The organism is Azospirillum sp., assembly GCF_035628975.1.
Lineage (GTDB): Bacteria > Pseudomonadota > Alphaproteobacteria > Azospirillales > Azospirillaceae > Azospirillum.
On record NZ_DASPIS010000007.1, the window covers coordinates 12,868 to 25,620 of the forward strand.

Annotated in this window: 10 protein-coding genes; 6 read left to right on the forward strand and 4 right to left on the reverse strand. The window is 69.3% G+C overall.

All coding sequences use genetic code 11. The features are described 5' to 3' along the window. Window positions 1-4: 4 nt before the first annotated feature. A complete protein-coding gene (locus VD964_RS02035; RefSeq protein ID WP_324865024.1) occupies window positions 5-1,867 on the reverse strand; it encodes an FHA domain-containing protein in 1,863 nt (620 codons plus the stop codon). Between the two features lie 123 nt (window positions 1,868-1,990). Between VD964_RS02035 and VD964_RS02040 the strand changes: the two genes are divergently transcribed. From VD964_RS02040 to VD964_RS02055, 4 genes are all read left to right on the forward strand, one after another. Continuing rightward, window positions 1,991-3,457, forward strand: a complete 1,467-nt coding sequence (locus tag VD964_RS02040; protein WP_324865026.1) for a D-alanyl-D-alanine carboxypeptidase/D-alanyl-D-alanine-endopeptidase — start codon at window positions 1,991-1,993, stop codon at window positions 3,455-3,457. A 146-nt stretch (window positions 3,458-3,603) separates the two neighbouring features. Next, window positions 3,604-4,254: a chemotaxis protein gene (locus VD964_RS02045; RefSeq protein ID WP_324865028.1), complete on the forward strand. Its 651-nt coding sequence runs from the start codon at window positions 3,604-3,606 to the stop codon at window positions 4,252-4,254. 84 nt (window positions 4,255-4,338) lie between these two features. Beyond that, window positions 4,339-5,310 (forward strand): endonuclease/exonuclease/phosphatase family protein, encoded by a 972-nt coding sequence (locus VD964_RS02050; protein WP_324865030.1) that lies wholly within the window; start codon window positions 4,339-4,341, stop codon window positions 5,308-5,310. 99 nt (window positions 5,311-5,409) lie between these two features. Further along, window positions 5,410-5,778, forward strand: coding sequence for a hypothetical protein (locus VD964_RS02055; RefSeq protein ID WP_324865033.1), 369 nt, complete (start codon window positions 5,410-5,412; stop codon window positions 5,776-5,778). A 156-nt stretch (window positions 5,779-5,934) separates the two neighbouring features. Here VD964_RS02055 and ahpF read toward each other — a convergent pair whose 3' ends face one another. Beyond that, window positions 5,935-7,530: an alkyl hydroperoxide reductase subunit F gene (ahpF, locus tag VD964_RS02060; protein WP_324865035.1), complete on the reverse strand. Its 1,596-nt coding sequence runs from the start codon at window positions 7,528-7,530 to the stop codon at window positions 5,935-5,937. A 422-nt stretch (window positions 7,531-7,952) separates the two neighbouring features. Beyond that, window positions 7,953-8,516 carry an alkyl hydroperoxide reductase subunit C gene (gene ahpC, locus VD964_RS02065; RefSeq protein ID WP_012977724.1) on the reverse strand — a complete coding sequence of 188 codons (564 nt, stop codon included), beginning with the start codon at window positions 8,514-8,516 and terminating at the stop codon, window positions 7,953-7,955. 237 nt (window positions 8,517-8,753) lie between these two features. Here ahpC and VD964_RS02070 point away from each other — a divergent pair, with 237 nt between their 5' ends. Both VD964_RS02070 and VD964_RS02075 read left to right on the forward strand, forming a co-directional pair. Further along, a complete protein-coding gene (locus tag VD964_RS02070) occupies window positions 8,754-9,665 on the forward strand; it encodes a hydrogen peroxide-inducible genes activator (protein ID WP_324865038.1) in 912 nt (303 codons plus the stop codon). Between the two features lie 112 nt (window positions 9,666-9,777). After that, window positions 9,778-10,674, forward strand: a complete 897-nt coding sequence (locus VD964_RS02075; protein ID WP_324865040.1) for a prephenate/arogenate dehydrogenase family protein — start codon at window positions 9,778-9,780, stop codon at window positions 10,672-10,674. Window positions 10,675-10,828: 154 nt separating this feature from the next. Here the strand turns inward: VD964_RS02075 and VD964_RS02080 are convergent, their stop codons facing one another. After that, window positions 10,829-12,526 (reverse strand): methyl-accepting chemotaxis protein, encoded by a 1,698-nt coding sequence (locus VD964_RS02080; RefSeq protein WP_324865042.1) that lies wholly within the window; start codon window positions 12,524-12,526, stop codon window positions 10,829-10,831. Window positions 12,527-12,753: the final 227 nt, after the last annotated feature.

Below are 12,753 nucleotides of genomic sequence, written 5' to 3' on the forward strand. Positions count from 1 at the left end.
TCCTTCAACGGGCGGACACGTCCCAAGCGATCCGTGCCGGATGTTCGCCGAGGTCGAGGGAGCCGATGACGATCTCCCCCCGGCCGGACAGCGGCACCACGTCGCCCAGCTTCAGCAGCCTCTGTTCGCCGTTCTGCCGCACCAGACGGGTGCCGTTGCGGCTGAGATCCTCCAGCGTGAAGGCGCCGTCGCGCAGCCGCACCACCGCATGACGGCGCGAGGCGGAGGCATGGTCCAGCACGATGCCGCATTCGGCGGCGCGGCCGATCACGACGTCGCCGCCGGCATCGGGCAGGGCGACCGTCCGGCCCTGGAAGCTCAGCGTCAGGCGCGGCGCGGGCGGCGCCTGCAGGTCGACCGTCACCTCCGGGATCCGAGGCGCGAGGCGCGATCCGGCCAGGATGCCGCTGCCGGTCACCGACATCCGCTGCTCGTCGGGGATGGCGGCGATCTTGGCGATCAGCCCGTCGGCCAGGGCCCGCGGGATTCCGGCGGCACGCAGGCGGCGGCCCAGCCCTTCGCGCACCTCCTGGAGGGAGGCGCCGGGGGCGGCAAGCTCGGCGGCCGATTTCACCCGGCCGAACTCGTCGGCGACATGCTGGATGACGGTGCTGATCTTGCGGTGGCCGTAGGCGCTGGTGCCGAGGTCCAGCAGGTAGCCCAGCCGCCCGGCCGCGGTGTTGAAGCGTCCGGCCAGCCGCATCATCGTTTCCTCGAAGGGCAGGTCGCTGCCGCCGGCCGCCCACACCGTCTTGCCGCGGCGGGTCAGCGATTCCGCCATTGCCGGACCGCCCATGAAGCCGTCGAAGGCGATCATCCCGTCGACGATGGCGCCGAAGGCGCGGGCGTCGCTGGACAGTCCGGTGCGGGTCAGCGGCGTCAGCCCGTCCATCCCGCCGCGGATGCGGTTGAGCAGAGCCTCCCGCGTCCGGGGGAAGCCGGTTGTCGTTCCATCGGACCCCAGCACATCGGACAGCGCCAGCAGGGGCTCGGTATGCGGCAGGCGGTCGTCCAGATCGCCGCGCAGGGTGGCCAGCAGCGACAGGATGGCCGAGCCCAAATCGGGCGCGTAGCCGATCAGCGCGCGGATCGGCTCCCGCCCGTCGACGATCTCCGCCGTGAATTCGTCCACCAGCCGGCTGTTCTCGCCGTCGCCTTCCCGGTGCAGGCGCAGGACGGCCGCCAGCTTGGCCCCCCACTCGCGCTGCGGTTCCAGCAGCGTGCCGAAGGCGTGGGTGACGATGCGGTCGCGTTCCTCCACCGGGCGGTCGACGGCGGCCAGCAGCAGGCCGGAAATCCCGCCGCGCATCAGCGCCTGATCGAAGGGGGCCAGCGTGTCGGACGCCTGGGCGAGTTCCTTCAGCCCGGCGAACAGGCGGATGATCTGGTCGTAGCGTTCATGCGGCTTCAGCCCCAGCATCGGTGCCTGGATGGCGGCGAGCCGGCTGACCGCCGGGTTGAACAGCAGTGCCTCCCGCTCGAAATACCGCAACGGATAGTAGCGGTGAAGCTGTTCCGACGGAATGACGCCCTGGTCGTCCCAATAACCGCGCAGCAGCCGCAGCAGGGTCATCCGGCTGTCGAAGGAAAAGATCTGCAGCACGCTCGTGCAGAGGCTGGCCTCTTCGATCGGAGAGATGGTGGTCAGCTTGGCGCCGCCGGAGGAGGATTTCTGGAAGATCGTCTCTTCCCGGCCGGTGCCGGTGACCTTCACCACCCGCACCACCGGGAACTTGGCAAGGCGCAGCAGGAAGTTCGCGCGCTCCGTCGCCGACTTCTCGTCATCGAAGACGCCGTCGATGTTGGGTTTGCCGCCCTGTTCGACCACCACCTCGAAGCGCGCCTCGCGCCGCTTGGACATCGCCATACCGTCCCCCTTCGGCCTGCCCCTGTCGGACTGCTGCCGGCTACGTCCCTGTTCGCGATTTCCAGCGATTTATCCCCAAAATACTTTATGAAATCCTGCATCAGAAGTGGAAAGACCCGACCCTTGACAGTCCTTCCCGACTCCGACCGTGCCGATTGGAAGCGCCGCCTGCCCGCGATGCCGCTGGGCCGCCGTCCGTTCCTCGGCCTGCTCGGCTGCCTCGCTTTGCCCGCAGTGGCGCGGCCTTCCTATGCCGCAACCATTGATTTCGAGGGTCGGGGACCTGAAGGCACCGCGGTCGGCTATATCCTGTTCGATCCCGACAGCGGCCGGGCGGTGGAGGCGCGGGCGGCCGACACCCCCTTCATCCCGGCCTCGGTGGCGAAACTGCCGACCGCCTCGGCGGCGCTGGCCCTGCTGGGACCGGACCACCGATTCGCCACGCGGTTGCTCGGCGGCGAACCGTCTTCCGACGGGGTGCTGCGCGGCGACCTGATCCTGCAGGGCGGCGGCGATCCGGCCCTGGCGACGGAAGGGCTGCTGCAACTGCTCGACCAGGCGCGGGCGGCCGGGCTTCGCCGGGTGGAGGGGCGCTTCCTCTACGACGCCACGCTGCTGCCCGAACTGGCGGAGATCGATTCCGGCCAGCCCTGGGCCGCTCCCTACAACACGGGCGCCGGGGCGCTGTCGCTGAACTACAACCGCGCCTTGCTGAGCTGGGGGCGCGGCGGCCGGGGCGGGCCGGAGGCGCTGACCGTCGCCGACGCCGGACGGCTGCCGCTGGACAGCGTCACCGTGTTGCCGATGGCGGCGGGCGGCCGCTTTCCGCTGCTGCCGGACGGGACCGACCGCTGGCGCATGACGCCGCCGGCAGCGGGGGAGGCCGGGGCGGCCTGGGTGCCGGTGGCCCGGCCGGGGCTGGCCGCCGCCACGCTGTTCCGCCGGTTGGCCGCCGATGCCGGCATCGTCCTGCCGCCACCCCTGCGGGGACCGGCGCCGGCCGGGACGGTCCCGATCGCGACCCTGGACAGCTTGCCGCTGGCGGAACTGGTCCGCGGCCTTCTGCGCCATTCCAACAACCTGTCGGCGGAGGTGATCGGGCTGGCCGCCGCGCGCCGGCTGGATCCGGCCGTCGCGACGCTCGGGCGTTCCGCGGCGCTGCTGCAGGGGCTGCTGGCGCGGCAACCGCTGGACGGCGCCGGGTGGGGCGGGTTGCGGCTGGCCAACCATTCGGGGCTGGGCACCGGGTCGCGCGCCACGCCACGGCAGATGGCGGGGCTGCTGCGGGCCGGCGGGCCGGCGCTGTGGGACCTGCTGCCGGGGGAAGAGGACGGCAAGTCGCTGCCGCCCGGCGTCCGGGCCAAATCCGGGACCCTGGCCTATGTCAAGGGGTTGGCCGGGCTGCTGACGGCAACAAGCGGCCAGCGGCTGGGCTTCGTTCTGTTCATCGCCGATGCCCGACGCCGGGCGGCCATGGACGCCGCGCTGGACCGCCGGGTGACCGCCATCCCGCCCGACGCTCGTGCCTGGGCCGCGGACGCCCGTGCGTTGCAGAGCGGGCTATTGGAGCGGTGGGTTTTAACCTATTGACTGACATAGGTCATACATCGGACTATGACGCGTCCGTTAAAATGCAAGGCAAAGTCGATCCGATACAAACTGGTCCGCAGGCGGATTGAATGCCCATCCATCCGAACCATATCCGTCCCCATTCGGCAGCGGGAGTGCCAGCCCCGATGATGACAGCCAGTTCCAGCACCTCTACCGCGCGCAGCGCCCTGCGCCGCAGGCTGGAACGGCAGGACGTCGCCGCCAACCGTTACCACGACCGGCGGCTGGGGGCGGAGGTCGTCAACATCGTCGTCGGCGGCTGCGTCGTCACCGACGATCCGAACGTCGTCATCACCACCACGCTGGGCTCCTGCGTCGCCGCCTGCCTGTACGATCCGGTGGCGGAGATCGGCGGCATGAACCACTTCCTGCTGCCCGATGCCGGCACTGACGCGCTGTCGCTGTCGTCCCGCTACGGCGCCACGGCGATGGAACAACTGATCAACCGTCTGCTGGCCGTCACCGGCCGGCGCGACCGGCTGCGCGCCAAGGTGTTCGGCGGCGCCAACGTGAACCTGACCACGCTGCGCACCGCCAACATCGGCCAGCGCAACGTCGAATTCGTGATGGAGTATCTGGCGACGGAAGGCATTCCCACCGTCAGTTGGGATGTCGGTGGCGCCAGCCCCCGCGGCGTGCGCTTCTTCCCCACCAGCGGGCGTAGCCAGCGCCGGCTGATCGGCGACGAGACTCTGCACGACATCGCCCGCAACGAGTCGTCCTACATGGAACATCTACGTAAGACGCGGATCGAAGGCGACGTCGAGCTGTTCTGATAAGCTCGACCGACGGCGCTCCCGTCCACAGCTCTCGTCCACGGGCGCGCCGTCGATACCCGCTGTTCCTCCGCGGAGTCCTTCATGGCCGACACGCTGTTCCGGATCGCCACCTTCAACCTGGAAAACCTGGACGACGATGCCGACGAGCCGCCCTTCGAGGCGCGGATCGCCACGCTCCGCCCGCAGCTGGAGCGGTTGGAGGCCGACATCCTCTGCCTGCAGGAGGTCGATGCCCAGCACCCGGTGAAGAGCGAGCCGCGGACCCTGCGCGCGCTCACCCGCCTTCTGGAGGGCACGCGCTATGCCGATTACCACGTCACCGCGGGCGACGCCGAGTCGCCGGCCGACCGCCACAACCCGGTGATCGTCAGCCGCTGGCCGATCAGGGCGACGCGGCTGCTGCGCCACCATCTTGTGCCGCCGGCCCGCGTGCGCCTCGCCACCGCCGACCCGGTGGCGGACACGGAGATCGAGGTCGGGTGGGACCGGCCGGTGCTGCATGCCGAGGTGGAGTTGCCGGACAGCCGCATCCTGCATGTCTTCGACCTGCATCTGCGCGCCCCAATCGCCGCCCCGGTGCCGGGGCAGAAGGCCGATGCCCAGACATGGAAGACGGCGTCCGGCTGGGCGGAGGGCTTTTACCTCGCCTCGATCAAGCGGACGGGGCAGGCGCTGGAGACGCGCATGGCGGTCGACCGGCTGTTCGACGCCGATCCCGACGCGCTGATCGTGGTGGCCGGCGACTGCAACGCCGAGCTGGAGCAGACGGCCGTCCGCATCATCCGCGCCGCCCCCGACTTCACCGGCAACCCGGAGCTGGCGAACCGCGTGCTGGAGCCGCTGGAGCAGGCGATCCCGGACGAGCGGCGCTACACCGTCCTGCATGCCGGCACGCCGGTGCTGCTGGACCATCTGATGACCTCGCCCCGGCTGACCGAACGGCTGCAGGAGGTCGCCATCCACAACGAGGATCTGACCGACGAGATCGATCATGCCGACGAGCCGTCGCCGGTCAGCTACCATGCGCCTGTGGTGGCGAGTTTCGCGCTGTAGGACTGGATTTGCCGGGGCAACTGGTGGAAAACAGCGCCTTCGGAATTTTTGCGGCGCCCCGGCCCGGTTGAGAGGGCGAGCGCCATTTGGGGAGACAGCATGTTCACTGCCGCCAGCTTCCGCGTCGGCGACCGCGTGACGATCCGTAGCGGCCAGTCCATTCCACAATCCACCGCAACGGTGGAGCGCTATACCGAAGGGGGGCGCTGCATGGTGCTGTCCGACGGCAGCGAATGGCGCGCCGACGGGCGCCGCCAGTGGGGCTTCCGCGGCGGCTACTACAAGGGCCCGGTGGTCGAGCCGTTCGAGCCGGGCGACGACGAGTTCATCGCCCGCCGCCGCGCCATCGGCGCGCTGCGCAAGTTCGGCGACGGGCTGACGATGGAGTCGGCGCTGAGCACCGAGGCGCTGCAGCGGATTTTGGAAGTGATCGACAAGGAGAAGGCGGCGGTCAAGAAGGAGGGGTGAAGGCGCAGGGCGGCTGGCGCCGCGCCCCCTCCCCAACCCTCCCCCGCTACGCGGGAGAGGGGGTTAAGTGCAAGGGTGGCGGAGTTCCCTCTCCCACCAAAGGTGGGGGAGGGTTAGGGAGGGGGCATTCGAAGCCTACGCTTCGCAATAAGTCCCTCACTCCGCCGCGACGCTCTCCCGCACGGCTTCCTCGGCCGGCACCGTGCGGATCAGGTGGTCGAAGGCGGCGAGTGCGGCCTTGGCGCCTTCACCCATGGCGATGACGATCTGCTTGAACGGCACCGTCGTCGCGTCGCCGGCGGCGAACACGCCGGGCAGCGAGGTCTGGCCGCGGTTGTCCACCTCGATCTCGCCGCGCGGGGTCAGCGCCAGCGTGCCCTTCAGCCATTCGGTGTTCGGCACCAGGCCGATCTGCACGAAGATGCCTTCCAACTCGACCCGCTTCAGGTCGTCGCTGTTGCGGTCCTTGTAGGACAGGCCGACGACCTTGTTGCCGTCGCCATGCACCTCGGTGGTCTGGGCCGAGACGATGACGGTGACGTTGGGCAGGCTGTGCAGCTTGCGCTGCAGCACCGCATCGGCGCGCAACTGGCTGTCGAACTCGATCAGCGTGACGTGCGACACGATGCCGGCGAGGTCGATGGCCGCCTCGACGCCGGAGTTGCCGCCGCCGATCACCGCCACGCGCTTGCCCTTGAACAGCGGGCCGTCGCAGTGCGGGCAGTAGGCCACGCCCTTGTTGCGGTATTCGGCCTCGCCCGGAACGTTCATCGAGCGCCAGCGGGCGCCGGTCGACAGCACCACCGTGCGGGACTTCAGCGAGGCGCCGCTCGCCAGCTTCACTTCGATCAGGCCGCCTTCCTGCGTGGCCGGCACCAGGGCGGTGGCGGTCTGCAGGTTCATCACGTCGACCTCATAGTCCTTGACGTGCTGCTCCAGCGCCGCGGCCAGCTTCGGCCCCTCGGTGTGGGAGACGGAGATGAAGTTCTCGATCGCCATGGTGTCGAGCACCTGACCGCCGAACCGCTCGGCCGCCACGCCGGTGCGGATGCCCTTGCGGGCGGCGTAGATGGCGGCCGCGGCACCGGCGGGGCCGCCGCCGATCACCAGCACCTCGAACGGGGCCTTGGCCTTGATCTTCTCGGCGGCGCGGGCGACGGCACCGGTGTCGAGCTTGGCGACGATCTGCGCCACGTCCATGCGGCCCTGGGCGAAGGGCTCGCCGTTCAGGAAGACGGTGGGGACGGCCATCACCTGACGCTGCTCGACCTCCTGCTGGAACAGCGCGCCGTCGATGGCGACATGCTTGATCCGCGGGTTCAGCGCGCTCATCAGGTTCAGGGCCTGGACCACGTCCGGGCAGTTCTGGCAGGACAGCGAGAAATAGGTCTCGAAACGGAAGTCACCGTCGAGGTTGCGGATCTGCTCCAGCAGTTCCTCCGACTCCTTCGACGGGTGGCCGCCGACCTGCAGCAGCGCCAGAACCAGCGAGTTGAACTCGTGCCCCATCGGCAGGCCGGCGAAGGTGACGCCGATGTCGCTGCCGTCGCGGTTGATCGCGAAGGACGGCCGGCGGGCGTCGGCGCCGTTGCGGTCCAGCGTGATCTTGTCCGACAACGAGGCGATGTCTTCCAGCAGGCCCAGCATCTCCTGCGACTTCGCCCCGCCGTCCAGCGACGCGACCAGCGTGATCGGATGGGTGATGCGCTCCAGATAGGCCTTCAACTGCGTCTTCAGATTGGCGTCCAGCATGGCTCTCTTTCCCAACGTCTCGTGTCCGGGGCGGATCGCCTGCGCCAAGGGCGCGGCGGTCCGGGCGGAGAATAAGGAGGCCCGAATCGGGAGGTCGAGTCGGGCAGGCGGTATCGGTTCCGGCGAGTGGTCCGGTTTTGAAACAGTGAAGAGTTCGAAACGTCATCGTCCTCCCCGCGCAGGCGGGGATCCAGACTTTGAAAGGACTGCGACAAAAAGCGCGGCGTCTGGGTGCCCGCCTTCGCGGGGATGGGGAAACCGACGACGAAACCCGTCACGGGAGGGCTATGGCAGCCGGCCCGTGGAAACCGCCTTGCGGCCTTGTCGGCCCGTCCAAGGGTACTGCAATCAACACCCGCCGTGGCGGCGGGGTGGGGGCCGGCCGGAACCGGCCCCCGATCCTTAGGGTTCCCGAAGGACCCTTAGATCTTGCCGACGAGGTCGAGCGACGGGGCGAGGGTCTTCTCGCCTTCCTGCCACTTGGCCGGGCAGACCTCGCCCGGGTGGGCGGCGACGTACTGCACGGCCTTGATCTTGCGCAGCAGCTCCTTGGCGTCGCGGCCGACGCCGCCGGCGGTGATCTCGACGATCTGGATCTTGCCGTCCGGGTCGACGACGAAGGTGCCGCGGTCGGCCAGGCCGACTTCCTCGATCAGGACCTCGAAGTTGCGGCTGATGGCCAGCGTCGGGTCACCGATCATGGTGTAGCCGATCTTGCCGATGGCCGGCGAGGTGTCGTGCCAGGCCTTGTGGCAGAAGTGGGTGTCGGTCGAGACGCTGTAGATCTCGACGCCCAGCTTCTGGAATTCGGCGTAGTTGTCGGCCAGGTCTTCCAGCTCCGTCGGGCAGACGAAGGTGAAGTCGGCCGGATAGAAGAACACGACCGACCACTTGCCCTTCAGGTCGGCGTCGGTCACGTCGATGAACTTGCCGTTCTTGTACGCGGTCGCCTTGAAGGGCTTAATCTCGCTGTTGATCAAGGACATTAGTGTTCTCCGATGGGGTGCGATGAATGATTGTCGCCTCGATCCCCGGCCGGTGGCCGTGACATGCCCGACTTAGTGCGGCGCACCGGGTCGAACAAGGGGGGCTGTTTCAGGTGGCGGGGGCGAGGCGTCGTTCCGTTGTCCCGTTGACCCGAGGAGGAATACGGGAAATCTGTGATCAAGAGAAGTAGAAAATACCAATTGAACTGATCGATAAATCCGATTACATATCCCGGCATGAAGCCGCTCCCCACACTGCGCCAGCTCCGCTATCTCGTCGCCGTCGTCGACCGCTGCCATTTCGGGCAGGCGGCGGAGGCCTGCCTCGTCAGCCAATCGACGCTCAGCGCCGGCCTGCAGGAATTGGAAGACCTGCTGGGCGCCACGCTGGTGGAGCGCACGCGCCGTTCGGTTCTGCCGACCCCGCTCGGCCGCGAGATCGCCGAACGGGCCCGCCAACTGCTGAAGGGGGCGGAGGAGTTGGTGGACATCACCCGGTCCGCCGCCGACCCGATGTCGGGCGCCCTGCATCTGGGGGTGATCCCGACCATCGGCCCCTTCCTGATCCCCCGCGTGATGCCGGCCCTGCGCGAGACCTTCCCGCGCCTGCGCCTGTACCTGCGCGAGGATCAGACGGCCCGCCTGCTCGGCCAGCTGAATGCCGGCAAGCTCGACGCGGCCCTGCTGGCCTTGCCCTATCCGATGGGCGATCTGGAGACGGAGGACATCGCGGAGGACCGTTTCTCCTTCGTCTGCCCCACCGGCCACCGGCTGAGCGGCAGCGACCCGGCGCAGCCCGTGGCGGTTCCGTCGGAGGATCTGCTGCTGCTGGAGGACGGGCACTGCCTGCGCGACCATGCCATGGCCGCCTGCGCCCTGGACGCCACGCCGCACAACACCGCCTTCCAGGGCACCAGCCTGCACACGCTGGTGCAGATGGTGGCGAACGGGCTGGGGGTGACGCTGCTGCCGCAGATGGCGGTCGATTCGGGCATCCTGCGCGGGCTCGACCTGGCGGTGCGCCCGCTGGCCGGCGACCGCCCCGGCCGCCGCATCGCGCTGGCCTGGCGCCGCACCTCCGGCCGGAAGGAGACCTTCCAGCGGCTGGCCGAAGCGCTCAGGGCGGAGATGACGCGGAAGGACGGTTGAGCGGCCGTGCCGCAAAGAAACGCTTGGTCCGACGGGTGCGAGGTGGTTTAAACGGGACGGTTTCTCGCCCGTTCAATCCGCCTTCCAATCCGCTTTCGGGACACCCCGCGTCATGGTCACCACCGACACCGCCCCCCTGTTCGACCGCGTCGCCATCGTCGGCATCGGTCTGATCGGCTCCTCCCTGGCGCGGGCGCTGGCGGAGTATGGGATCGCGCGGCAGGTCGTCTGCGCCGACCGCAACCCGGACGCCTGCGCCAAGGCGCTGGAACTGGGCATCGTGGCGGAGGCCACCACCGATCTGGCGGCGGCGCTGGCCGGTGCGGAACTGGTGGTTCTGGCGACCCCGGTCGGCAGCTTCGCCGCGGTGGGCGAGGCCATCGGGCCGCTGCTTAAACGCGGGACCATCGTCACCGACGTCGGTTCGGTCAAGCAGGCGACGCTGCGCGACATCGGGCCGCATCTGCCCGACGGCGTCCACCTGATCCCCGGCCATCCGGTGGCGGGCACCGAGCATTCCGGTCCCGAGGCCGGTTTCGCCACCCTGTTCCAGGGCCGCTGGTGCATCCTGACCCCGGCCACCGGCGCCGACCGCCATGCGGTGGCGCAGGTGACGGAGATGTGGCGCCGCGTCGGCTCCACCGTGGAGATCATGGAGGCCAGCCACCACGACCGCGTTCTGGCCATCACCTCGCACCTCCCGCACCTGATCGCCTACACCATCGTCGGCACCGCGTCCGACCTGGAGGAGGATACCAAGTCCGAGGTGATCAAGTTCTCCGCCGGCGGCTTCCGCGACTTCACCCGCATCGCCGCCAGCGATCCGGTGATGTGGCGCGACATCTTCCTGAACAACCGCGAGGCGGTTCTGGAGATTCTGCAGCGGTTTACGGAAGATTTGACGGCGCTGCAGCGCTCCATCCGCTGGGGCGAGGGCGAGCAGTTGCAGGACCACTTCACGAAGACGCGGGCGGTGCGTCGGGGGATCATCGACGCCAAGCAGGCGTGAGGGGGCGGACTGCTGTTGCCCCCTCCCTAACCCTCCCCCGCGTTCCGCGGGAGAGGGGACTGCCGCAGCTTCGCGTTTCAGTTTATGCCGACAAGCGTCCTGCCCCCTCTCCCGCGAAGCGGGGGAGGGATGGGGAGGGGGCCAACAACGCCCGCTACGACGCCCGCAGCGCCCCCAGGAAGCCGTCCACCTCCTGCCGCATCCGTCCGGCGTCGTCCGTCACCGTATCCACCGAGCGCACCATCACGCCGCTGGCCTGTTCGGCGGATGCGGCGGCGGCGGTGACGGCGGCGATGTTGTCGGAGACGGTGCGGGTGCCGTCGGCGGCATCCTGGATGTTGGCGGCGATCTCGCCAACGGCGGCGGACTGCTGCTCCACCGCGGCGGCGACCTCGGCGGCGATCTCGTTGATGCGGGCGATGGTGCGGGTGACGGCGCCGATGGTGTCGACCGCGGTGCCGGACGCATTCTGGATCTCGGCGATGCGCGCCTGGATCTCGGCGGTGGCCTTCGCCGTCTGGCCGGCGAGCTGCTTGACCTCGCTGGCGACGACGGCGAAGCCCTTGCCGGCCTCCCCGGCGCGGGCCGCTTCGATGGTGGCGTTCAGCGCCAGCAGGTTGGTCTGGCCGGCGATACCGGAAATCATGTCCACGACCTTGCCGATCTCCTCCGCCGCTTCGGCGAGGCTGCCCATCACGGCGGTGCTGCGTTCGGCGTCGCGGGTGGCGTCGGCGGCGATGCCGGCGGAATCGGCGACCAGACTGGCGATGCCGGCGAAGCTGGCCGACAGCTCGGCGGTGGCGGCGGCGACGCTGTCGACATTGGCCGAGGCGCGGCCGGCGGCGGACGACACGGCGTCGGAATGGCGCGCGGTCTCGGCCGCACCCTGCGCCATCGCGGTGGAGGCGGCGGCCATCTCGGCGGTGGAGGCCGACAGCGCTTCGACCAGCCGCTTCACCGTCGCCTCGAAGCCGTCGGCGAGAGTGCGCAGTTCGCGGCGGCGTTCCTCGGCGGCCACGGTCTTCAGCCGCTCCTGCTCCTGCTGGAGGCGTTCGGTGTCGAGCATGGTGTCGCGGAAGACGCGGGCGGCGGTCGCCATGCGGCCGATCTCGTCGCGGCGGCCCTCCTCGAAACTGGCGGAGAAGTCGCGGGCGGCCAGCCGTTCCAGCGAACTCGCCACGTCGAGGATCGGGCGGGAGATGCCGCGCACCAGCACGACGCCGAAGCCCAGCGCCAGCAGGGTGCAGAGCGTCACCCCGCCCAGAACCATGCCGTGGGCGTTGTTGTAGACCTCCGCTCCCTGGTCGGCGACGGCACCGGCATCGGCCATCGTGCCGTCGACCAGCGCGTCCAATGCCTCCTGCACGCGGGCGAAGGCGACCGCGCTCGGGCGCTTGAAGACGCTGACGGCGGACTGGGCGTTGCCGTCGCGCGCCTGGCCCCGCACCCGGTCGGCGGCGGCGGCATAGGCGGTCCAAGCCTCGTCGAACGCTGCCAGCCGCGCCGCCCCTTCGCCGGCGGTGAAGCGGGTTCCGGCGTCCTGCCGGCGGGCCGTGACCTCGGCCACCGCGTCGGCCCAGCCCTTTTCCGCCTGGTTCACCTGCATCTCGTTGGTGGCGAGCGCATAGGCGGCTTCGGCGATCCGATGGCTCTGCGCGGCGGAGGTCAGTTGACCGGCCAACTGGGTCGCCGGCAGCGAGCGGCTGCGCATGGTTTCCGCAGCATTGTTTAGGATTTCCAGCCGGCTGAGCGTGAACAGGCCGAAGGCACCAGCCATCACCACGGTGCCCAGCACGGCGACGATGATCTTGGCGCGGATGGTGAGGCGCCCGAATGCACGAATTTTAGCCATTTTGCCTGCATCCCCGCCAAGGCATCGGCAAGAGAAACCCCCAACCGACGGAATTATTCGACCCTCAACCTTACTAATCCGAACGTTTAAAATTATCAACGCGGAAGGTGAGCGAATTGGTCGGAGATTGCAGGCGAACGCAAATGATCACGGCCCTGACGCTCGGGATGCCAAAACGAAACGGCCGCCGCACCCGGTTGGTGCGGCGGCCGTTTCGGGACCGGCTG

Coding starts and splice junctions, on each gene's coding strand:
- ahpF (WP_324865035.1), bottom strand. CDS start 7,530: ATGCTGGACGCCAATCTGAAGACGCAGTTGAAGGCCTATCTGGAGCGC.
- VD964_RS02050 (WP_324865030.1), top strand. CDS start 4,339: ATGGCCGACACGCTGTTCCGGATCGCCACCTTCAACCTGGAAAACCTG.
- VD964_RS02075 (WP_324865040.1), top strand. CDS start 9,778: ATGGTCACCACCGACACCGCCCCCCTGTTCGACCGCGTCGCCATCGTC.
- VD964_RS02055 (WP_324865033.1), top strand. CDS start 5,410: ATGTTCACTGCCGCCAGCTTCCGCGTCGGCGACCGCGTGACGATCCGT.
- VD964_RS02035 (WP_324865024.1), bottom strand. CDS start 1,867: ATGGCGATGTCCAAGCGGCGCGAGGCGCGCTTCGAGGTGGTGGTCGAA.
- ahpC (WP_012977724.1), bottom strand. CDS start 8,516: ATGTCCTTGATCAACAGCGAGATTAAGCCCTTCAAGGCGACCGCGTAC.
- VD964_RS02045 (WP_324865028.1), top strand. CDS start 3,604: ATGATGACAGCCAGTTCCAGCACCTCTACCGCGCGCAGCGCCCTGCGC.
- VD964_RS02070 (WP_324865038.1), top strand. CDS start 8,754: ATGAAGCCGCTCCCCACACTGCGCCAGCTCCGCTATCTCGTCGCCGTC.
- VD964_RS02080 (WP_324865042.1), bottom strand. CDS start 12,526: ATGGCTAAAATTCGTGCATTCGGGCGCCTCACCATCCGCGCCAAGATC.